The 19,457-nt window shown below is 70.8% G+C and carries 23 protein-coding genes; 7 read left to right on the top strand and 16 right to left on the bottom strand.

Annotation, left to right across the window (positions count from 1 at the left end; translation table 11 throughout):
- Positions 1–39: 39 nt before the first annotated feature.
- Together OG295_RS35590 and OG295_RS35585 are read right to left on the bottom strand one after the other, a co-directional pair.
- Positions 40–192: a hypothetical protein gene (locus OG295_RS35590; RefSeq protein WP_371680791.1), complete on the bottom strand. Its 153-nt coding sequence runs from the start codon at positions 190–192 to the stop codon at positions 40–42.
- Positions 193–312: 120 nt separating this feature from the next.
- A complete protein-coding gene (locus tag OG295_RS35585; protein WP_371680790.1) occupies positions 313–1,635 on the bottom strand; it encodes a S8 family serine peptidase in 1,323 nt (440 codons plus the stop codon).
- A 536-nt stretch (positions 1,636–2,171) separates the two neighbouring features.
- Between OG295_RS35585 and OG295_RS35580 the strand changes: the two genes are divergently transcribed.
- Entirely contained in the window at positions 2,172–4,214 is a 2,043-nt protein-coding gene (locus OG295_RS35580) for a M4 family metallopeptidase (protein WP_371680789.1), read from the top strand.
- Positions 4,215–4,308: 94 nt separating this feature from the next.
- Here OG295_RS35580 and OG295_RS35575 read toward each other — a convergent pair whose 3' ends face one another.
- A complete protein-coding gene (locus tag OG295_RS35575) occupies positions 4,309–4,779 on the bottom strand; it encodes a hypothetical protein (RefSeq protein ID WP_371680788.1) in 471 nt (156 codons plus the stop codon).
- Positions 4,780–4,903: 124 nt separating this feature from the next.
- Positions 4,904–6,076: an FAD-dependent oxidoreductase gene (locus OG295_RS35570; RefSeq protein WP_371680787.1), complete on the bottom strand. Its 1,173-nt coding sequence runs from the start codon at positions 6,074–6,076 to the stop codon at positions 4,904–4,906.
- Between the two features lie 72 nt (positions 6,077–6,148).
- On the opposite strand from OG295_RS35570, the gene OG295_RS35565 reads away from it, so the two are divergent.
- Positions 6,149–6,778: a TetR/AcrR family transcriptional regulator gene (locus tag OG295_RS35565; protein WP_371680786.1), complete on the top strand. Its 630-nt coding sequence runs from the start codon at positions 6,149–6,151 to the stop codon at positions 6,776–6,778.
- 136 nt (positions 6,779–6,914) lie between these two features.
- On the opposite strand, the gene OG295_RS35560 is transcribed toward OG295_RS35565, so the two are convergent.
- The 5 genes from OG295_RS35560 to OG295_RS35540 form a co-directional block, all read right to left on the bottom strand.
- The gene (locus OG295_RS35560; protein WP_371680784.1) at positions 6,915–7,229 is read right to left on the bottom strand and encodes a hypothetical protein; all 315 of its coding nucleotides are present in this window, start codon (positions 7,227–7,229) and stop codon (positions 6,915–6,917) included.
- A gap of 24 nt (positions 7,230–7,253) precedes the next feature.
- Positions 7,254–7,736 (bottom strand): SHOCT domain-containing protein, encoded by a 483-nt coding sequence (locus OG295_RS35555; protein WP_371680783.1) that lies wholly within the window; start codon positions 7,734–7,736, stop codon positions 7,254–7,256.
- Between the two features lie 541 nt (positions 7,737–8,277).
- A complete protein-coding gene (locus tag OG295_RS35550) occupies positions 8,278–8,544 on the bottom strand; it encodes a hypothetical protein (protein WP_371680781.1) in 267 nt (88 codons plus the stop codon).
- 343 nt (positions 8,545–8,887) lie between these two features.
- The gene (locus OG295_RS35545; protein ID WP_371680780.1) at positions 8,888–9,322 is read right to left on the bottom strand and encodes a nucleoside deaminase; all 435 of its coding nucleotides are present in this window, start codon (positions 9,320–9,322) and stop codon (positions 8,888–8,890) included.
- Positions 9,319–10,137 carry an LLM class flavin-dependent oxidoreductase gene (locus OG295_RS35540; protein WP_371680779.1) on the bottom strand — a complete coding sequence of 273 codons (819 nt, stop codon included), beginning with the start codon at positions 10,135–10,137 and terminating at the stop codon, positions 9,319–9,321. The genes OG295_RS35545 and OG295_RS35540 overlap by 4 nt, the downstream gene beginning before the upstream one ends.
- Before the next feature lie 93 nt (positions 10,138–10,230).
- Between OG295_RS35540 and OG295_RS35535 the strand changes: the two genes are divergently transcribed.
- On the top strand, positions 10,231–10,677 hold the full coding sequence (locus OG295_RS35535; protein WP_371680778.1) for an Lrp/AsnC family transcriptional regulator: 447 nt from the start codon (positions 10,231–10,233) through the stop codon (positions 10,675–10,677).
- A 47-nt stretch (positions 10,678–10,724) separates the two neighbouring features.
- Here the strand turns inward: OG295_RS35535 and OG295_RS35530 are convergent, their stop codons facing one another.
- Both OG295_RS35530 and OG295_RS35525 read right to left on the bottom strand, forming a co-directional pair.
- On the bottom strand, positions 10,725–11,156 hold the full coding sequence (locus tag OG295_RS35530; RefSeq protein WP_371680777.1) for a PPOX class F420-dependent oxidoreductase: 432 nt from the start codon (positions 11,154–11,156) through the stop codon (positions 10,725–10,727).
- Between the two features lie 85 nt (positions 11,157–11,241).
- The gene (locus OG295_RS35525) at positions 11,242–11,655 is read right to left on the bottom strand and encodes a carboxymuconolactone decarboxylase family protein (RefSeq protein WP_371680775.1); all 414 of its coding nucleotides are present in this window, start codon (positions 11,653–11,655) and stop codon (positions 11,242–11,244) included.
- A 44-nt stretch (positions 11,656–11,699) separates the two neighbouring features.
- On the opposite strand from OG295_RS35525, the gene OG295_RS35520 reads away from it, so the two are divergent.
- Positions 11,700–12,221 (top strand): MarR family winged helix-turn-helix transcriptional regulator, encoded by a 522-nt coding sequence (locus OG295_RS35520; protein WP_371680774.1) that lies wholly within the window; start codon positions 11,700–11,702, stop codon positions 12,219–12,221.
- 111 nt (positions 12,222–12,332) lie between these two features.
- Here the strand turns inward: OG295_RS35520 and OG295_RS35515 are convergent, their stop codons facing one another.
- Positions 12,333–12,737, bottom strand: a complete 405-nt coding sequence (locus OG295_RS35515; protein ID WP_100661137.1) for a transglycosylase SLT domain-containing protein — start codon at positions 12,735–12,737, stop codon at positions 12,333–12,335.
- A 526-nt stretch (positions 12,738–13,263) separates the two neighbouring features.
- On the opposite strand from OG295_RS35515, the gene OG295_RS35510 reads away from it, so the two are divergent.
- Both OG295_RS35510 and OG295_RS35505 read left to right on the top strand, forming a co-directional pair.
- Positions 13,264–14,649, top strand: coding sequence for a molybdopterin-dependent oxidoreductase (locus tag OG295_RS35510; RefSeq protein ID WP_371680773.1), 1,386 nt, complete (start codon positions 13,264–13,266; stop codon positions 14,647–14,649).
- Positions 14,646–15,200 (top strand): hypothetical protein, encoded by a 555-nt coding sequence (locus tag OG295_RS35505; protein ID WP_371680772.1) that lies wholly within the window; start codon positions 14,646–14,648, stop codon positions 15,198–15,200. Before OG295_RS35510 ends, OG295_RS35505 begins: the two co-directional genes overlap by 4 nt.
- Here OG295_RS35505 and OG295_RS35500 read toward each other — a convergent pair.
- The gene (locus tag OG295_RS35500; RefSeq protein WP_371680771.1) at positions 15,170–15,778 is read right to left on the bottom strand and encodes a methyltransferase domain-containing protein; all 609 of its coding nucleotides are present in this window, start codon (positions 15,776–15,778) and stop codon (positions 15,170–15,172) included. The genes OG295_RS35505 and OG295_RS35500 overlap by 31 nt on opposite strands.
- 226 nt (positions 15,779–16,004) lie before the next feature.
- Positions 16,005–16,811 (bottom strand): ATP-grasp domain-containing protein, encoded by an 807-nt coding sequence (locus tag OG295_RS35495; protein WP_371680769.1) that lies wholly within the window; start codon positions 16,809–16,811, stop codon positions 16,005–16,007.
- 148 nt (positions 16,812–16,959) lie between these two features.
- On the opposite strand from OG295_RS35495, the gene OG295_RS35490 reads away from it, so the two are divergent.
- The gene (locus tag OG295_RS35490) at positions 16,960–17,193 is read left to right on the top strand and encodes a hypothetical protein (protein WP_371680768.1); all 234 of its coding nucleotides are present in this window, start codon (positions 16,960–16,962) and stop codon (positions 17,191–17,193) included.
- Positions 17,194–17,264: 71 nt separating this feature from the next.
- On the opposite strand, the gene OG295_RS35485 is transcribed toward OG295_RS35490, so the two are convergent.
- Both OG295_RS35485 and OG295_RS35480 read right to left on the bottom strand, forming a co-directional pair.
- Entirely contained in the window at positions 17,265–18,365 is a 1,101-nt protein-coding gene (locus tag OG295_RS35485) for a hypothetical protein (protein WP_371680767.1), read from the bottom strand.
- Between the two features lie 267 nt (positions 18,366–18,632).
- A complete protein-coding gene (locus OG295_RS35480) occupies positions 18,633–19,211 on the bottom strand; it encodes a hypothetical protein (RefSeq protein WP_371680766.1) in 579 nt (192 codons plus the stop codon).
- Between the last annotated feature and the right edge of the window lie 246 nt (positions 19,212–19,457).

Raw genomic sequence — 19,457 nt, 5'->3', positions numbered from 1 at the left:
TCGTTCCGTCACAGCCTCAAGCCTGACGTAAGGGGAGGGTCAACCCGTCGCGGGTGCACAAGCGTTCGGCAGCCGGCCGGCGCCCGGCTGGAGGACGGCGTTGGCGGTCGGGCCGTAGGGGGCGGCCGTGTGGACCTTCTCGGTGGGGCCTTGGGGGTCGACGATCGCCGCGACCGCAGGCGTCGGCGCCACCGCCGGACGGCATGGCGTCCCGCGAGGTGCTGCCGTGCTGCCGGACCGGCCGCCGCGCGGACGCACGGGTGCGCTGCCCGCCATGGCAGCGCACCCGTGCCGGACTGTGGCGGCGAACCGTCAGCCGCGCCGTCCTTCGCGGGCGAGGGCGGGCACGAAGCGGGCCGCGTCCAGCGTGCCGACACCGGTGGCCATGTCGTAGCCGTTCACCGCGGTGTAGCCGGTGACGCCCTGGTAGCTGTTGTTCGTACCGTCGTTGACGTCGACGAGGCCGGTGGAACGGTCGTAGGCGGAGCGCCCGTACAGGCGGTACAGCGCCTCGTTGATGTTGCCCAGGCGCTTGCCCGCGGCCTGGTCGGCCAGGGCCACGATGCCGGAGAACAGCGGGCTGGACTCGCTGGTGCCGCCGGAGACGTCCCAGCCGGTGGCGGTCGGGTCGTAGCTGGTGTAGATCCACGCGCCGCCGTCGACCGCGGCGGCCATCGAGATGTCCGGGGTGCCGCGCTGCGCGCCGACGATGTTCTTGACGCCGTTCTGGAAGGCCGGGCGCTTGAACACGTGCGACTGGCCTCCGCCGCCCGCGCCGTTGTCGTTGTAGACGCTCTCGGGGGCGGTCCGCTTGCCCGCGTCGTCCAGGTGCAGCTGGGTTCCGCCGATCGAGGTCACCAGCGGGTCGGAGGAGGGCCAGGAGTTGACGGGGTGGTCGTAGTAGGCGCTGCCGTCGGCGTTGTAGTCGGTGGCTCCGCCGTCGCCGGAGGAGGCGAGCACGGTGACGTGCTTGCGCGCCGCGGCCTCGAAGGCGTAGCGCAGGTTCTTGATGCTGGAGAAGTCACCCTTGTCGAAGCCGGGGAAGGTGTTCTCGGTCGCGCCGAAGCTCTGTGTGATCACATCGCCGATGCCGCGGTCGATCAGGGACTTCTCGGCATCCATCATCTCCGGCAGGCCGGTGGTGCCCTCGGTCTCCGCGACCGCCGTCTCGACCAGGACGATCTTCGCGTCCGGCGCCATCGCGTGCGCCATCTCCACGTCGAGGGCGGTCTCGCCGGCCCAGCCCAGCATGTCGGCGTTCTTGGGGTCCCACGCGGGGACGTTGCCCCACTTGACCACCTCGACCTTGGTGCTGGGTATCCCGAACTGCTTGCTGTAGACGTCCAGGTCGTGCTGGACGGTCGGCGAGCCGAAGGAGTCCACGATGACGATCGTGCGGCCCTTACCGGTGATGCCCGCCTTGTACAGCGGGTTCAGGTCGTACGCCGCGCGGTACTGCAGCGGGGTGTAGCAGGCGATCTTCCACTTGGTCCGGCACTCCTCGGTGGAGAGCGGGCTGCCCACCGAGCGGATCAGCTGGTGTCCCGCGATGGCCGGACGGGCCACGGTGCGCGGGACCGCGGAGGTGTGCGGCGGGGAGGCGGTGGCGGTTCCGGTCGGTGGGGCGGCGGCCATCGCGGTGAGTGCGAGACCGGCGGCAGCGGCCGTTGCGGCCGCAGCGCGCGGCAACGTACGACGAACTGGATGCATTGCAGACTCCCTGGGGGGGGTGGCGCCGCGCAAAGCGGCTTCCGAGATCACACCCGGCAAGTCATGTGCAGGACAAGGGTGTTTGACGCTTGATGCCGAACGCTTTACCTGAATGCGCAGTACGCCGCCCCACGGCCGCCGCCACGGCTCCCGCCACCGCCATGTCCCGGCCACGGGTACGAGCCCTCGGCGGATCCACCCCCGGCCGGAGCAAGTCCCGCCCCAGGTCAGCCCTGTCGGGTGTGCCCGAGCCGGCCGATCGCCACCCCGATGTGTCCGGTCAGCGAACACCGAACAGCGAAATCCGGACTCCATGCGGCCAATTCATGACGCGTCCCTGACAAAGATCGCGATCGCTGGCACTCTCTCCCACATCCCCAGCACGGACCAGCTCCGCACGCTCTGCCCGGACGGCCCCATCCCGGTCGCCCGGTAACCCCCCACACGCAGAAGGAGTCAGCGTGAAGTCCACGCATCGCCGCAATGCCACCGCCACCGGTGCCCTGCTCGCCGCGGCCGCCCTGCTCACCGTAGGTGTCCAGGCAGGCAGCGCCAGCGCGCAGCCCGAGGGTTCCGCGAACACCGCCGCCCCCAAGGGCCAGCCGGTGCGCAACCCGGGCGCGCTGCCCGCTCAGCTCACCCCGTCCCAGCGCGCCGAGCTCATAGCCAAGGCGCAGAGCACCACGGCCGCCACGGCCAAGGAGCTCGGCCTCACCTCCCAGGAGAAACTCCTCGTCCACGATGTGGTCAAGGATCAGGACGGTACCACCCACACCCGGTACGAGCGCACGTACGAGGGACTCCCGGTCCTCGGCGGCGACCTGGTCGTCAACCGCTCGGCGGCCAACACGACGCAGAGCGTCAGCAAGGCGTCCACCGCCCAGCTGGCCGGCGTCTCCACCTCCGCCCCGGCCGACGCTCCGGCGGCCGCCTCCACGCAGGCCCTCGACGCCGCGAAGGCGGTCGGCTCCAAGGCCGCCAAGGCCGACGTCGCGCCCCGCAAGGTCGTGTGGATGGCCAAGGGCGTGCCGACCCTCGCCTACGAGACCGTCATCGGCGGCCTCCAGGACGACGGCACCCCCAACCAGCTCCACGTCATCACCGATGCCAAGACCGGTGCCAAGCTCCACCAGTGGCAGGGCATCGAGACCGGTGTCGGCAACACCCACTACAGCGGCCAGGTCACCCTCGGCACCTCGAAGTCCGGTTCGAACTTCACGCTGAACGACACGGGCCGCGGCAGCCACAAGACGTACAACCTGAACCACGGTACGTCCGGCACGGGATCGCTCTTCAGCCAGTCCACCGACACCTGGGGCAACGGGGCCAACTCCAACGCCGCCACCGCGGGCGCCGACGCCGCCTACGGCGCCGGAGTCACCTGGGACTTCTACAAGAACGTCCTCGGCCGCTCCGGCATCCGCGGCGACGGCGTCGCCGCCTACTCCCGGGTCCACTACGGAAACGCCTACGTCAACGCCTTCTGGGACGACGGCTGCTTCTGCATGACCTACGGCGACGGAACGGGCAACAACGACCCGCTGACCTCGCTCGACGTCGCCGGTCACGAGATGACGCACGGCGTCACCTCCGCCACCGCCGGTCTCAACTACAGCGACGAGTCGGGTGGCCTGAACGAGGCGACCTCCGACATCATGGGCACCTCCGTCGAGTTCTACGCCAACAACACCAGCGCGCCGGGCAACTACCTCATCGGCGAGCAGATCAACATCAACGGCGACGGCACCCCGCTGCGCTACATGGACAAGCCGAGCAAGGACGGCGGGTCCGCGGACAGCTGGTACTCCGGCGTCGGCAACCTCGACGTCCACTACTCCTCGGGCCCGGCGAACCACTGGTTCTACCTGGCCTCCGAGGGCTCCGGCGCCAAGACGGTCAACGGCGTCAGCTACAACTCGCCGACCTCGGACGGCCTGCCCGTCACCGGCATCGGCCGGGACAAGGCGCAGCTGATCTGGTACAAGGCCCTCACCACCAAGTTCAACTCCAGCACGGACTACGCGGGTGCCCGTGAAGGCACGATCGCCGCGGCGACCGAGCTGTACGGCGCCGGCAGCGCCGAGGTCAAGAACGTCACCGACGCGTGGGCCGCCGTCAACGTGGGCGCCCGTTCGGGCGGTGGCACCACCACCCCGGGCAACGTCTTCGAGAGCACCGCCCGGGTCGCCATCCCGGACTCCCCGGGCCCCGCGGTCACCTCCTCGGTCAACGTCACCGGCGTCACCGGCAACGCGCCGAGCGCCCTCAAGGTCGGCGTGAAGATCACCCACACCTACGTCGGTGACCTCCAGATCGACCTCGTGGCGCCGAACGGGACCTCGTACCGCCTGCAGAACTCCTCTTCGGACTCCACGGCGAACCTCGACAAGACGTTCACGGTGAACGCCTCGGCCGTCGCGGCCAACGGCACCTGGAAGCTGAAGGTCCAGGACAAGGGCGCCGCCGACGTCGGCACCATCACCGACTTCAAGCTCACCTTCTGATCGCCCGACCGCACGTGATCTGAAGTTTCAAAGGGCCTGACCCCACGTACGCCGACACCCCCGCCTCCAGGACACAGGAGGCGGGGGTGTCGTGCTAGCCGTACGGGTTGAGTGCCCGGAAGCGGACGGTGTCGCTGCGACGGTCGAACCACAGGTGGGTGGTGTGGCCGCTGTCGTCACGGTCGAGCTCGGGCGACCGGATCCACTGCGGGTCCTCCGGCCCCTCGCCCTTGAGCGGTTTCTCGAACCACGAGGAGAAGTCATCGGCCGGCCCTTCGGAGACGAAGGCGTGGGCCGCCGTCAGCTCGGCACGCTTCCCCGGTGCCAGCGTGGCGAATCCCGAGATCACCAGCTCCGGCGACGGCAGGTCCCGGTCGTTGTCACGGCTGCTCACCCACTTGGCACCGGTGAGCGGGCCCAGCAGCGGGAATGCCCGCTCCAGCGGCGCGGTATCGGTGTGCCAGTCCTCCTCGGCCCCGCTCGCCACCTGGCGCAAGCCCCACCAGGCGGGTGGAACCGCCAGCGCAGCCCCGACCCCGATCCCGATCACCTTCCGTCGCTCCACCGCGTCCCCCTCGTGCCCGACTTCGCGGGCGTCCCGTCCGGTGCGAGCGCCTCACCCGGACGCCCGGTGATGTCCGGGACCCCGTCCCTTCCCTCGTTTCGGCCACCCTACGGCGTGTCCCGTCTCAGGCGGTGCGGTGGTGGACGGGCAGGGGATCGGCGGCGCGGGACTGCAGGCGGCGCTCGATCGCTCCGGCGGCCTTCATGAGGGGCAGCCGGGCCAGCACGTCACGCACCCACCGGCCGCCCTCGGTCCTGGGCACCATGAGGCGCACGTTGGGGCCGATCCGCTGCTTGCGCTCGACGAGAGGCCGGTGGACCGCCTCGTAGCGGGCGAAGGCGGCCCTGTGATCGCCGCCCGCCGCGGCCAGCTCCCCCGCCAGCCGGTACGCACCGACCAGGGCCAGTTCGGCGCCGGCGCCCGAGGCCGGGGAGGCGCACCAGGCCGCGTCACCGACCAGTGCGATGCGGCCGTTGGACCAGGAGTCCATCCTGACCTGACCGAGGGCGTCGAAGTAGAACTCGGGGTCGGCCAGGGCCGCTTCCAGCAGGCCCCGCGTGGGCTGCCACGGCTGGTCGGCGAATGCCTCGGTGACCAGCCTCTTGTGCTCTGCGACGTCACGGTGGTCGTGGTCCAGCCGCTCGGAGCGGAAGATGAAGTACGCCTTGGCCTGGGCATGGTTGCCCGACCGATAGATTCCGGCCATCTTGCCGGGGGTGTTGAACATCGTCACCCAGCGGTCCTCGCCCAGCGTGCCGTCGGCGTCGGCGAAGGCGAAGTAGTGGTCCATGTGCCGGACGAACCGCTCCTCGGGGCCGAAGGCGAGCCGCCGCAGGCCGGAGTGCATTCCGTCGGCGCCGATCACGAGGTCGAAGCGGCGGGCGGGCGCGTGCTCGAAAGTGACCGTCACGCCTCGGTCGTCCTGCTCCAGGGCCCGTATCGAGTCGCCGAACAGGGTCTCCACGTCATCGGTCACCGTGTGCAGCAGCGCGACCAGGTCGCCCCGCATGACCTCGACCGAAGCGTTGTCGCGGGTCCCGATCCGGGCGACGGCGCGGTCGGCGGCGTCGACGAACTTGATGCCGTCCACGTCGGTGGCCAGTTCACGGATGCGGTCCATGAGACCCATCCGCTCGGCCACGGTGACCGCGCCGTCGCGCACGTCCACCCCGTTGCCGCCGGTGCGCGGCTCGGGGGCGCGCTCGACGACGGTGGGTCGCCGGCCGTGCCGGGCCAGCCAATGGGCCAGGGTGAGTCCGGCGATTCCGGCTCCGACGATCAGGACCCGCTCGTTCATGGAGACTCCCCGGTAGACTTATCTGAAACACGCGTTCCAGATAACTATGTGGAAGGACCATTTCAGTTGTCAATGTCCTCGAAGCAGCCGAGCCCCACTCCGGCGCCGAAGCGCCGCGCCGATGCCGTGCGCAACCGGGACCTCGCACTGGACGCCGCCATGGCGCTGCTGGCCGAACCGGGGGCGTCCCTGACCGTCGAGGCCATCGCCAAGCGCGCCGGACTGGGCGCCGCCACCGTCGTGCGCGCCTTCGGCGGCAAGGACGCCCTGCTGGACACGGCTGTCGCCCGGCTGCTCGAACCCGTCGTCCAACGCGCCCGCGATCTGCTCGCCACGGCCACGCCCTACGAGGCCCTACGCACCTTTCTGCGCGAGCTGATCGGCTTCCAGACCGCACACCACGCCATCAACGACCAGCTCACCGGTCTCGACCTGCCCGCCACCACCGCACTGCGCGCCGGCCTGGTCGGTGCCGTCGAGGAAATGATCGACGGCGCCCGCCGCGACGGGCGGGTCCGCGCCGACATCGACCCCGCGGTCACCACCGCCCTCATCGGCGCAACCGCCCTGGCAGTCGCCCGCGCCGAACCGACCTCGCCCGGCCTCACCAACGCCTACCTCACCGTCCTCCTGGACGGCCTCGATCCACGTCCCTCCACCTCGGGCAGTGCCGAGGTGGGCCCACATGCCACCAGAATTTGATCTCGGGGTTCATTCAGTCCGACGGCTCCCGCCACCCATTCGGCCGAGGGTCGTTGGTGTCGATGGCGACCGGCCCCTGGGCCTGAGGCCGGACTTGCAACCTCGATCGACGAGCGCACCTGAAGAAGGCTGAAAGTCACTCGGCGACGGTGAGAGAACGAAGGTCGGAGTCCAGCATGCGGATCAACTCACCAACACGTCCGCCGCCGCTCGGCGCCGCCGGAAAGCGCTTGAGCACGTCAACGACGACTGGTGTCGCGCGATGCACCATCTGCTCAAGGTTTTTGACACCCGCGCTCCGATCGTCGCCGGCGACGAGTTCGGCCGCTCTTGCCGCATAGGCGCCGGCTCCGAGAATGTGCTTGACCTGGGTGGCCTTGGCCAGCGGATGCAGGTAGGCGGAGCCTGCCGCAGACATGTGATCGACCTCGAATACCTCCGTCGGCCCCACCCATCCCTTCCCCTCTCCCTGCGGTCAGCTCGGACCGCCGTCACCAGGAGGTGGGGCGGTGGGGGGTGCGGGGGGTGTGGGGGCTTGCGGGGCGTAGTCGGTGAGGACCAGTTCCTTGGCCCGTTGGAAGTCCTCGTCGGTGATGTCGCCTCGGTCACGCATCGCGGACAGCTTGGCGAGTTCCTCGGCGGCGCTGGGCCGGCCGGCGGCCGTCTCGCGGACGTAGGCGTCCATCTGCTGCCGTTGCTCGCGTGCCTGTTCCAGTTCGCGGCGGCCCATGCCCTTGCCCCGGGCGATGAGGTAGACGAAGACGCCGAGGAACGGCAGCAGGACGACGAAGGCCAGCCAGCCCGCCTTGCCCCAGCCGCTCAGGTCGTCATCGCGGAAGATGTCGAAGATGATCTTGAAGAGCAGGAAGAACCACAAGACCCACAGGGCGAACGCCAGCATGGTCCACAAGACGCTCAGCAGCGGGAAGTCGTAGGCGAGGTACGTCTGATTGGTCATTTCACCCCTCCGCCTGGGCGGCACCCCCGGGTCCGGCCTTCGCCGCTCCGGGGGCTTCGGGAATCGCGCGGGGCACGGCGTCCTACGAGCATGGGAAGGGAGTCACGGGCCGGCCGCCCTTGAATGGCTCCGGGCTCCGGTGCCGCGCGCCGGGGCATTGGCCTCATCGGAGGCGTGCCGGTCACGGTAGGTGGCCCCCGGCCTCTCGACGGCCCGCCTTGGTGCTCACCTCTTCGTCCAGCACTCGGGACGCACTGCCTCCCGTACTGACATGGTGCCTCCCCCGCCCCCATTCGGCATCCGGCCACAGCCCCGCCGCACCGGCGCCGCACGCCCGAGAGGGGCACCGAGGCCCGCCCACTTCTCCCACCCCCGGGGCAGGCTCGCATGTGCTGCCGGAGGGGGGCGCCGCGCCCATGCGCCGTGGCCGCCCGCCTGGACGAGCGGCCGGGGCACCGGCCACGAAACGCCCTGCGCCCGTCAGCGCCGCCCGGGCATCCGCCACTCGCGCCTCACGGGCCGGGCGGCGCGTACGGCGTTCCTAGTTGCCGATGCCGGCGCTGCCGATCCCCGAGTTGCCGATGCCGGCGCTGCCGATGCCCGAGTTGGCGAAACCTGCGTTGCCCAGGCCCCAGTTGGCGATGCCGGCGTTGCCGACGCCCTTGTTGGCGATACCCGCGTTGCCCACACCCGAATTCCCGATACCCGAGTTCCCCACTCCGTCCGCGCTGGCCACCGCAGCTCCGCCGAGGGCCAGGAGCGCGGCCGTGCCCAGCACAGCCGCCATGCGGAGAAGACGTGTACGCATTATCAGATACCTCCTGTTTTCGGACTATTGCCACATATCTGTAGCATGCCGAGAACCTGGAAGCCGGCATTCCGCCCTCCCGACACCGTCCGCCGGCACCACTCGGTCGGAGACTGTCACCAGATCGGTGTACCGCTGCCGGGAGGGACGAGTCCCGCTCCGCACGCCCCGCCGGACACCGGGGGCGGGTGCCGCGGGGAGTTCGACGGCATACGGCCCGAGGTGGACGGAGCCTACGTCGCAAGGGGTGGACGAACGCCCGAACCTCCAGCGCCGCCGTCGCCGCCGGGCACCACGACGGGAGGCCCCGGCGACGACCCGGCCCAAGCCCCCGGCCGCACCGCTATCGCCGGTAGTAGTCGACGATGGGAACGCGCGCCTCGTCGAACAGGGCCGGGCCGTCCTGCGCCGCCGTCGGCCAGGCGCCCGACTCCGGGTTGAGCTCGACGAGTTGTGCGGTGGAGAGTGCGTAGACGACACGGCCGAGTCCGGAGCGGACGATTCCACCGGCGCACATGCCGCACGGCTCGCAGCTGGTGTACAGGGTGGTGCGTGCGGCCGTATGCCCGTCGAGTTCGCGCGCCGCCCAGCGGGAGAGTTTGAGTTCCGGGTGGGCGCTGATGTCGTTGTCGCGTCGCACCGTGTTGTGGGCTTCGGCGAGGATCGTGCCGTCCGGACCGGCCAGCAGGGAGCCGTACGGCGCGTCGCCCAGGGTGATGGCGTGGGCCGCGATGGCGATCGCCCGCCGCAGGAGTGCCTCGTCGGCAGTGGTGATCATGAGAGTGTCCTCCGGTGTGCGGCCACGGCGGTGAGCGCCTGCCAGGCCTCGTGGGGCCGGCGGGTCGACTCCGGATCTCCGTGGTAGGGGTCGAGCACGACGGTGTCGGCCCCGAGGTCGTGGAGTTGGTCGAGGTCGTCGAGGATCTGATCGAGGGTGCCGGTCCCCGCGAGCCGCTCGGGGTCGGTGATCGGTGCGGTGGTCAGCCGAAGGGCGATGCGGGGTGCGAACGCCGGCAGCGAGTGGTTCGCCAGGACCGAACGCATCCAGGGAAGGGTGCCCCGCAGCGGATGCCAGGCATCACCGAACCTGATGGCCCGCCGGATCCCCGCCTCGCTGTTGCCGCCGACCCAGACGGGAATCGGGGCGGTGTGCTGGTCGACCTCCTCGCGCCAGGCCTTGCGCAGGGCGACGAGGTGTTCATCGGTGAGCCTGCCGCGCGCGGTGAACGCAACACCGAGCGCGTCGAATTCCTGACGGGCCCAGCCCACTCCCACACCGAGCACGAGCCTGCCGCCGCTGAGCTGGTTGAGGTTGGTGGCCATCCGTGCCACCAACAGCGGGTGCCGGTAGGGCAGTACGAGCACCGTCGTACCCAGCCGCACCCTGGTGGTGATGCCGGCCAGCCACGACAGGGTGGTGAACGGCTCGTAGAAGGGTGCGGGATAGCGCGCGGCCACGTCCGGGGTGACGGCCACGTGATCCGACACCATGAGGAGGTCGAAGCCGAGCTCCTCCACGATCCGTGCCCACTCGCGCAGCACGCCGGGGTCGGTCCCAGGCCCGAAGTTCGGTACGTTCACGCCAAGTTGCATGGACGGAGGCTATCTCGGCGATCAAGGAATCCGGAAGACGGTTCTCCTGGTCGGACTGCCGTTCTTCCGGAAGTTTCCCGGTAGGGTCGCGATATGACCGGGAACCTTGATGACATCGACTGGGCGATCATCGACGAGCTGCAACGGGACGCGCGCATCTCCCTCAGCGAGTTGGGGCGGCGCGTGAGTCTCGGCTCGTCGGCCACAACCGAACGGGTGCGGCAGCTGGAGGCGGCGGGCGTCATCACCGGATACCGCGCCGTGGTCGATCTGGGCAAGGTCGGCTACCCCGTGCTCGCCGTCGTCCGGCTGAAGTACCCGGGCAACCGCCACCAGCCGTTGCACCGGCTGCTCGCGGAGCGACGGGAGATCCTGGAGTGCCTGCGCACCACCGGCGACGACTGTTACACCCTGAAGGTGGCCGCGACCTCCATGGAGCAGCTGGAGACCCTCATGGACGAACTGGCCGGCTTCGGAAGTACGACCACCAGCGTCGTCTACGGCCAGACGCTGCCCTATCGCGGGCCCGGGCGGCCCTGACGGACGCCGGCCGCCCGCACGGAGCGCGGCACCCCGTACGCGCGCCGTCAGCGGATCCTGTCGCCGTACACGTGGTCGACCGTCATCGTCATCAGCACCCGGCGTTCGGCCACCATCGCCGCCCGGTACTCGTGCCAGTCCGGGTGCTCTCCGGCCGCGGCCCGGTAGTACCGCACCAGCGCCTCGACCTCGGAGCCCTGCGGGTCGGTCCCGGGCCCCGTCAGGGTGACGGTCCCCTCGGCGGTGGCCCAGGCCCAGCCGTCGGGCCGGGTGACCTCCAGGGCGGCGCGGGGATCGCGGCGCAGGTTCGTCGTCTTGGCGCGGCCCTCGGTCATCGAGACGTAGAGGACGTCGGCGGCCCGGTCGTAGAAGGGCATGACGGGTGAGAGCTGCGGACGGCCGTCCGCCTTGATCGTCGCGAGGACACCGAGGCGGCTTTCCGCGAGCAGTGCGCGCGGGTCGTACGAGGTGGTGTTCATGGTCAATGCAAAGTCCCCGCCCGGCGGCGTCTATTCCCGCCTCACCCGTATGGACGCCCGTACGTGCGAACGCCGTCCGTTTCCGTCAGACGGCTCGCGTGAGCCGGTTCGCGAACGTCGAGACCGTGTACGTGCCGATGCCCAGGACCACCTCCAAGGCGTTCTGGCGCGTGTAGCCGGACTCCTGGAACCGCCCCAGGTCCTCGTCGCTCACCGCCCCCGACGACGCGAGCACCTGGAGGGTGAACTCCCTTACGGCCAGGAGTCGTTCCGGGTCCGGGGCAGGACCCAGAGCGGTGAGCTTCGCCTCGTGCATGTCCACGCACAGGTGGCACTGGTTGCGGGCGGCGACGGTCAGGATCACGGTTTCGCGGGAGTGGGGGTCCAGGGTGGTGGACTCGAAGATCTCGCTCAGCTTGAGGAAGCCGTCGAGGGTGTGCGGGGAGACCTTCAGCAGGGCGACGGCGTTGGCGGTGCGGGCAGTCAGATCGTTGGGCATGCGGAGCTCCAGACGGGGTGGACGAGTGGATTAGCATGGACAACATGGTTGACCATGCCGAGGAGAAAAACGTAAACCAGGTTGTCGATGATGGCAAGGGCGATGGGCCGGGATTCGAGCTCCCGCTCCTCCTCTTCGCCGGCTTTCGCACCCTGATCGATCGACTGCACGCCCGCCTCGCTGCCGAGGGGCACCCCGACCTGCGGCCCGCGTACGGCTTCGCCATGCAGGCCATCGGGCCACGAGGGGCGACGGCGAGCGACATCGGGCGCCGGCTCGGCGTTTCCAAGCAGGCCGCGGGCAAGACCGTGGACCGCCTCCTCGCCGTCGGCTACGCCGAACGCACCGACGACCCCGCGGACGCCCGCCGCAAGCTCGTCCGCCTCACCCCGCGCGGCTTCGACGCCCTGGCACGCTCAGCCGCGATCTTCGACGAACTGCGGGCCCAGTGGGCCACGACCCTCGGCGCCGATCGCGTACGGGACATGGAGGACGCGCTGCGCACCGTCGTACCGGCCGAAACCGCCTACCGGCTGGACGCCACGAGCTGGCTCGGAGGGGCCTGACGGGGGGCTCGCACACTCGTCGGCCGCGGGCATGCGAAAACGCCCGGCGGGGTGGTCCCTGCCGGGCGTTTTCGGATGTCCGCGGTCCGCTGTCCGCCGGCCACCGGCGGTTTAGTACCAGTGGTTGTTCTGCCAGAAGTTCCAGGCGCCGACGGGGCTGCCGTAGCGGGAGTTCATGTAGTCCAGGCCCCACTTGATCTGGGTGGCCGGGTTGGACTTCCAGTCCGAGCCCGCCGAGGCCATCTTCGAGGCCGGCAGGGCCTGGACCAGGCCGTAGGCGCCCGAGGAGGCGTTCGTCGCGGTGAAGTCCCAGCCGCTCTCGTGAGAGACGATCTTGTCGAAGGCCGCGAACTGCGCCGGGTCCTTGATCATCTGCTGCGCGATCGCCTTGGCGTTCATCGGGGCGGCCTGCGCGGGAACCGTGGCCAGCATCGAACCGGCGACACCCAGGGCGAGGACGGTACCCGCGAGGGTCTTCTTCGAAGCGGCGATGCGGCGGATGACTGCGTTGGACACGGAGGAACCTTCCGAAGGGGACAAGGACCGTCGCGGGCACGCCGAAGACGTGCGTGAACCACTCACGCAGAAGCAGAGGGGATCCTGGGCGGCGGGTGAAGCACCCGTGCCGCCCGGCGACCCATCCAGTTCTACCGACGCCCCGACCGCCTGGCAAAGACCCCGCCTACTACACCCCCTCGCAGGAGAGGCCCCGCGAACCCGGCACGAAAGCGGCCGAGGAGCGGACACGCCGGGCCTTCACCGCCTACTACCCCGCTTCGTATGTGACCTGGGTCCTATGGGACGGCTCACCGCCGAGGCCCTCGATCCTCACAGAAAGTCACCAGTCGTACCCCTTCATCGGCCGTCGGTCCAGGTCGTTCCGTGCACGGAACAGGGCGAGCGCCGCCCGCGGGCGCGAGACCGCGCCCCGGCAGCCGTAAGGACTGCGCCGCGTGTCAGGTGAGGGGTTCGACAGGGGGGTGCGGGATGTTTTCCCGGGCACAAACGCCCGATAACCCCGATATCTATGGAGGTGCCCGACATGGACGCGCACGGCGCCAGGCAGCACGGGCCCGACGGGGAGCCAGTGCGCGGCTCCGCTGACCCGAGGCCCGCACCGCCACCTCGGCCCTCGGCCACCGAGCGGCTGCGGGCCAGGGCGGAACGGGCCCGGGCGGCGGGCCCACCGCCCGGCCCCGCCCGGCCGGAGTTCTGGCGGAGCCCCCTGCGCGGCCCCTGGCTGACCGGGGTGTTCGGACTGGCCCTCCTGGCCGGGATCACCCTCCTGTTCATCACGGGCCTGCTCTCGTACGCGGCCTACGACCCCGACCTCGCCGCGCGCAACGACCAGACGCCGGACAAGGGGTGGCTCGGGTTCTACCTCTTCACCTGGCCGACCTCTCCCCACTGGCTCTACCGGCTCACCCAGGGCGTGCACACCGTGCTGGGCGTGGCCCTCGTACCGGTCCTGCTGGCCAAGCTGTGGTCGGTGATCCCGAAGCTGTTCGAGTGGCCACCCGTAAGATCCGCCGCGCACGCCCTGGAGCGCCTCTCGCTCCTGCTGCTGGTGGGCGGCGCCGGCTTCACCTTCGTGACCGGCATCCTCAACATCCAGCTCGACTACATCTTCCCGGGCTCCTTCTACACCCTGCACTTCTACAGCTCCTGGATCTTCATCGGCGCGTTCGTCGTCCACGTCGCGTTCCGTCTTCCCCGCGCCGTGCGTGCGGTCCGGGCCGGCGGGAACCACCAGCCCGCATCCGGCTCCCAAGAGGCCGCCGGGCTGGTCTCGCCACGTCCGGCCCGTCCGACGATCTCCCGCCGCGGGGCGCTCGCCATGGTCGGATCCGGCTCCTTCGCACTCCTCTTCGTGACCGCCGGGCAGAGCATCGGCGGCTGGTGGCGACAGACCGCCCTGCTGGCCCCGCACGGCCGCGACCCCGGTACGGGACCGAACGGCTTCCAGATCAACAAGACGGCCGCGTCCAGCGGGATCCGGCCCGGCGACATCGGCCCCGCCTGGCGGCTGACCGTGCGCGGCGGCGGCCGGCAGATGGTACTGACACGCGAGATGCTCCTCGCCCTGCCCCAGAGCGAGGCGGCCCTTCCGATCGCCTGCGTGGAGGGATGGTCCACGCCCGACCAGCAGTGGTCGGGCGTACGACTCAGCGACCTCGCCGCCCTCGTCGGGCTCGGCACCGGCACCCCCCAGGTCCTGGTCGAGTCGGTGCAGCGCGGAGGTTCGTTCTCCTCCGTGGTCCTCGCGCCGAACCAGGCCCGTGACCACCGCTCGCTCCTCGCGATGCGGGTCAACGGCGCCGATCTGTCCCCGGACCACGGCTACCCGGCACGCGTGATCATCCCGGCCGCTCCGGGCGTCCACAACACCAAGTGGGTCACCCGCCTCACCTTCGGAGAGCCCGTATGACCCCCCGGACCGCCGGTTCCGCCCGTTCCGCCCGCGGCGCGGCTTCGGCCTTCCGCCACCGCTACGGTGCCTCCCCGCTCCACCTGCTCCTCGTCCTGGCCTCCTTCGCGCTCGCCGTGTACGCCGGGATCAGGCTCCTGAACGGTGACACCCTGGGCGTGGCGATCTGGTTCGTGGGGGCCGCGCTCGTGCACGACCTGCTCCTGCTCCCCTTGTATTCGCTCACCGACCGGGCGGCCCAGCGGCTGCTTCCCGGGCCGCACCCTTCCGGTGGGAGCACGCCGAGGCCGAGCATCAACCACCTGCGCGTCCCGGGTTTCATCTCCGGTCTGCTGCTCCTGGTGTGGTGGCCGCTGATCCTGCAGCAGGGTGGGCACTACACCGCCTACACCGCCCTGCCCTCCGACGGGTTCCTCACCCGATGGCTCCTCATCACCGCCGGCCTGTTCATCGGCTCCGCCGCCGCCTTCCTGATCGGGACGTGGGTGCGGCTGCGGCCCCGGCGCAGACGGATCCGTGCTCAGGCCCGCGCGCGCAAAGCCACGAAGTGACGCCCGCCCCGGGGGCCGGTCCACCGCTCGGTGACCGACCAGCCGGACTCCCGGGCGAGCCGTTCCAGCGCGGACGCACCCACGGCAGCCCACGAGAACACCGGGCTCACCGCCCGTTGCCCGGCGTACAGACGCACCCGCCGGCGTTCGTTCACCTCCGTCGCGGACACCTCCACGATCAGCAGCCCCCGGTCGCACACGAGATCACCGATCCGCCGCAGGAGCAGGCCTGGGTCACCGCCGATGCCGATGTTCCCGTCGATGAGCAGCGCCGTGCCCCAGCTGCCTTCCGCCGGCAGCGGGTCGAACACCGAGCCGCTGCGCGCGGGGCCACCCCTGCACACCGTGGAAATCACGGCCGAGGTGCACACATCGATGCCCAGTACCTCGCTCCCCCGCCGGGCCAGGGCTTCCACGAGGCGGCCCGCCCCGCACCCGATGTCCAGCACCCCGCCCTCACACCGTGCCAGTACCGTCTCGTCCCCCACGTCCGGCGGTCCGGTCCACCGCATCACTTCCAGGGGGAGGAGCCAGCCTTCCCCGTCCCTGAGCGAGAGGTCTCCCTGCCGCGAGTCCATCGCTCGCGCGTAGGGCCGCCCGTTCCACGGCTCCGGCCGGCCCGTCTTCCCCGCAACCGCGCCGATCACTCCCGACTCCCCCTCCCGTGCCTGCGCCGACGGCTGCTGTTGCTCGCCGGATCGCGTGGGTCACGGGAGCCGAGCCCTTGCCACATGACAGCACGTCGACGTGCGGTGCGGCAGGATCCCGGGCGGCTATGGGTCTCGTGTCCGTTTCCGACACGACTCAGGCCGGCCCTTGACACCCTGCCGCGATGGCCGGCGCCGGAGGAGCCGCCGACGGGCTCAGGTGCGGCCGGTCCCGGTCGGATACCGCGGTGATCGGGCCGGCGGCGCGGAGCACCGTGTCGAGGACGCGGTCCGGTTCGGCGGCGTAACAGTGGGCGAACCATGCCATGTTGGCCTCGACCACCGCCCAGCCTCCGTCCGTGAGCCGGCCGATGTCCAGGCACACCGCGCTGGGCAGACCGGCGGCCGTCGCGTCGAGGACCGTACGGCCGAAGGCGCGGCTTTCGGCGTCCAGCGGAGCCGGGTCGAGGCGTCCGTGGACGGCGTAGCGGCTACCGGTGACGGCTTCGCCGTCGAGGACGAACAGCCGGTACTCGGCGGCGAACTCGACCACGCCGCTCACCAGGACCGGCGTGGAGCCGTCGAGCCCGCCGGGCAGGCTGGTCCCGTCCCCGTGGACGGCGGCGGGCAGCAGGTCGATCTTGGCCGAGGGCGGCTTCACGAAGGCCCGTTCCCGCAGCGTCCGGGCCTCGGCGAGGGTGGTGAGCCGTAGGCCGCGCCGCAGGAGGGGGTGCGGTACGTGCGTCAGCCAGTCGTCGGCCGGTTCGAGCAGCCCGAGGCCCAGCGGGCCGGCGAGGCGTGCGGCCGCACGGGGGCCTCCGTACCAGTGCACCCGGCGTCCTCGGGCGCGCGCCGCCCGCTCGGTCACGTCGTAGCCGCGCCAGGCCGCTGCCCGGGCGATGAGTTCGGCGGTCGAGGTGCGGGGCGAGGACAGGAGGAGGACGGGCGGGGTGCGGGCTTCCATTCCCGTGAGCCTAACGAACCCCCGGTCACGGGCCGGCCGAGCGCCCGGATCCTGCGCGCTGCCCGGCCCGCCTGGGCCGGTGCGAGGTACGCGAGAATCCGGGGGACCCTTCAGGGGCGCACCGGGCCGTGTCGAAGAGGAGTGGTGGATGGCTGCGATCGTGTACTTCCGGAAGATCTCCGAGACCGAAGAGGGCGTGGAGTACGAATTCGGAGACGACCCCGGCAACTTCGAGCGGCGATTGACCATGGACAAGGCCTCCCGCACCTCGACGGTCCAGGACGCGCTGGTCGACCACACGTTCCTGAAGGCCTCGCGGAAGCTCCACGCGCTGCACGCGGAGCGGGGCCTGTGGCCGGAGCGAGGGATGAGCGTGAGCTGATCACCGCCGCCGCAGTACCGGTCAGGCCCGCGCCCCGCCCGGATCCCGCCGGGACGCCGGGCCTGCGGGGATCACCGCGGGGGCCAGCCGGTCCGGCCGGACACGAGGTGGTGTGGGCGGTGCTCCGTGGGTGCCGGGTGGAGCGGATGGTGGGGGCGGCCCGCCGGCGCCGGGTGGGCCGCCGGTGCCCCGCGGCCCGGAAGGGCCTGGACACGGCCGACGGCGTCGGCCAGCAGCTCGGTGAACCAGATGTTCCGGTCGGGCCCGGTCGTGATGTTGAAGGGCACCTTGTCCGCGCCTCCCGGGACTTCGAACTCGGTGATCGCGCCGCTTCCGCTGATCCGGCCGATGCGGCCGGACTGTACGGCGTACCACATGTGTCCGTCCGGACCGCGGGTGATGTCGTAGACCTGGTAGTCGGGGACGGGCATCGGGAAGAGCTTGATGTCACCGCGCGGGGTAATGCGTCCCACCGAGTTCAGCCCGCTCGCGGTGAACCACATCCCGCCGGGTCCGGCCGCGATGCCGCTGGGGAACGAGAAGTCGCTGGACAGCGGGAACTCGGTGACGTGCCCGGACCGGCTGATCCGGCCGATCTTGCCGGAGAGCAGCTCGGTGAACCACACGGAGCCGTCGGGGGCGGGGGCGATGTAGTACGGGAAGCTGTCGGGCGTGGGGAGGGCGTACTCGGTCACCGTGCCGTCGGCCGTGATCCGTCCGATCGCGTTCGTTCCCGACTCGGTGAACCACAGCGCACGGTCGGCGCCGAGCGCGATCCCGAGGGGAAAGCGGCCCGGGCCGGGCAGTGGGAATTCGGTGACCTGGCCCTGCGTGGTGATCCGGCCGATCCTGTTGCCGGTGTATTCGGTGAACCACAGGGCGCGGTCAGGGCCCTGGGTGATGTTCTGGGGGACGCTGTCGGCGTTCGGCAGCGGGAATTCGGTGACGGCGCCGCCGGTCGTGATGCGCCCGATCCGGTTGACCCCGGACTCGGTGAACCACAGGGCCCGGTCGGGGCCCGTCGTGATGCCGGCGGGGAAGCTGTCGAGGGTCGTGATCGGGTACTCCGTCACGTTCCCCACGTCTGCCCGTGCCGGGGCGGTGGTGGCGGCGACGGCGAGCAGCGCGCCGAGGGAGGCGGTGAGCAGCCTGTGCAAGCGTCGTCGGAGCATCAGCGGGTACGGCATGGACCGAGCCCTCTCGGTGGGCGGCGGGCGGGTGACATCTGATGGAATATCAGCTTCTCCCCCGTGCCCGCCCCGTCGCACGCGCGGGTCGGCCGCGAACCGCCCGGCTGCCGTACCGGGACGGCGGCCCGAGCCCGGCGTAGAAGTCCCGGCACGCCTCCAGCCGGGTCGTGTGGATCACGAGCAGGTCCGTGGTCGGTTTGAGCATCCCTCTCCCTTCCACCGGCCAGGTGTTGCCGCCTGCAACTCCCCTCAGGAGTAGACGATGGGGCAGCCGCGCCGGATCGAGTGCTGGGCGGCGCGCAGGAACAGGGCGACGTAGAAGGCCGTTCCCAGGTCCTCGCTCCATGGTCCCGGCCGGGTGGCCGCCCGTCCCTCGGCCGCTCCGTCCAGGAACCAACCGGTCAGCTGGAGGTTGTCGCACGCCGCCGGGATGTCGGCAGGCAGGCCGATGGCCCCCGCCAGCCGCTCGGCGAGGGCCAGTATCCGGGGTGCGCCGGCGATCACGTCGTACCCGGCGTCAGCGGGCAGCCAGACGTCCTTGTCGAGGGGCACCGGCACCAGCACCGTCCAGCGACAGAGGGAGTCCGCCTCCTCGGTCGAGAGGTGTGCCTCGCACAGGGCACCGAACCCGTCCATGGAGGGGACGAGTTTCTCCTCGAAGGACTGCCCGGAGCCGCGGACGAACACGGCCTCCTCGGGCACGGACAGGTAGGGGGGCAGCCCGCGCTGCTTCAGCTCGCGGTTCAGGGCCGCGGCGGTGGCCCCCCAATCTCCCTCTTCCTCACCGAACCACTCCTTCGCGCCGACGCTGACCAGGTAGATGCCCATGGCCGCAAGGTACAGAGCCGCACTGACATCCCGTTCCGTCCGGACAGCCGGAACGGTTCTTTTTCTTCACCGATGAGGTCTTCCGGATCCAGAGCGGGGTGCGAACCCCTCCGGCCCGAGATCCCCGGGCCCCGATCGGCCGGCCGGAGAAGGGGCTTGCCGCGACGACCGCCCCGGTGCGACGGGGGTGACGCCGCGGCGGACGCACAGGAACCTCTCATCGCGTCCGCCCGTCATCTCCACGGG

The organism is Streptomyces sp. NBC_01276 (genome assembly GCF_041435355.1).
GTDB lineage: Bacteria > Actinomycetota > Actinomycetes > Streptomycetales > Streptomycetaceae > Streptomyces.
Note: the sequence above shows the minus strand (reverse complement) of the source record. Positions and strands in the feature narration are given on the sequence as shown.

Bases quoted from the DNA above. Each gene is read 5' to 3' on its own strand.
- OG295_RS35570 (WP_371680787.1), bottom strand. From the start codon at position 6,076: ATGAACGAGCGGGTCCTGATCGTCGGAGCCGGAATCGCCGGACTCACC.
- OG295_RS35500 (WP_371680771.1), bottom strand. From the start codon at position 15,778: ATGGACTCGCGGCAGGGAGACCTCTCGCTCAGGGACGGGGAAGGCTGG.
- OG295_RS35485 (WP_371680767.1), bottom strand. From the start codon at position 18,365: ATGCTCCGACGACGCTTGCACAGGCTGCTCACCGCCTCCCTCGGCGCG.
- OG295_RS35510 (WP_371680773.1), top strand. From the start codon at position 13,264: ATGGACGCGCACGGCGCCAGGCAGCACGGGCCCGACGGGGAGCCAGTG.
- OG295_RS35525 (WP_371680775.1), bottom strand. From the start codon at position 11,655: ATGCCCAACGATCTGACTGCCCGCACCGCCAACGCCGTCGCCCTGCTG.
- OG295_RS35550 (WP_371680781.1), bottom strand. From the start codon at position 8,544: ATGCGTACACGTCTTCTCCGCATGGCGGCTGTGCTGGGCACGGCCGCG.
- OG295_RS35520 (WP_371680774.1), top strand. From the start codon at position 11,700: ATGGTTGACCATGCCGAGGAGAAAAACGTAAACCAGGTTGTCGATGAT.
- OG295_RS35495 (WP_371680769.1), bottom strand. From the start codon at position 16,811: ATGGAAGCCCGCACCCCGCCCGTCCTCCTCCTGTCCTCGCCCCGCACC.
- OG295_RS35535 (WP_371680778.1), top strand. From the start codon at position 10,231: ATGACCGGGAACCTTGATGACATCGACTGGGCGATCATCGACGAGCTG.
- OG295_RS35505 (WP_371680772.1), top strand. From the start codon at position 14,646: ATGACCCCCCGGACCGCCGGTTCCGCCCGTTCCGCCCGCGGCGCGGCT.
- OG295_RS35555 (WP_371680783.1), bottom strand. From the start codon at position 7,736: ATGACCAATCAGACGTACCTCGCCTACGACTTCCCGCTGCTGAGCGTC.
- OG295_RS35585 (WP_371680790.1), bottom strand. From the start codon at position 1,635: ATGGCCGCCGCCCCACCGACCGGAACCGCCACCGCCTCCCCGCCGCAC.
- OG295_RS35545 (WP_371680780.1), bottom strand. From the start codon at position 9,322: ATGATCACCACTGCCGACGAGGCACTCCTGCGGCGGGCGATCGCCATC.
- OG295_RS35530 (WP_371680777.1), bottom strand. From the start codon at position 11,156: ATGAACACCACCTCGTACGACCCGCGCGCACTGCTCGCGGAAAGCCGC.
- OG295_RS35490 (WP_371680768.1), top strand. From the start codon at position 16,960: ATGGCTGCGATCGTGTACTTCCGGAAGATCTCCGAGACCGAAGAGGGC.
- OG295_RS35480 (WP_371680766.1), bottom strand. From the start codon at position 19,211: ATGGGCATCTACCTGGTCAGCGTCGGCGCGAAGGAGTGGTTCGGTGAG.
- OG295_RS35540 (WP_371680779.1), bottom strand. From the start codon at position 10,137: ATGCAACTTGGCGTGAACGTACCGAACTTCGGGCCTGGGACCGACCCC.
- OG295_RS35565 (WP_371680786.1), top strand. From the start codon at position 6,149: ATGTCCTCGAAGCAGCCGAGCCCCACTCCGGCGCCGAAGCGCCGCGCC.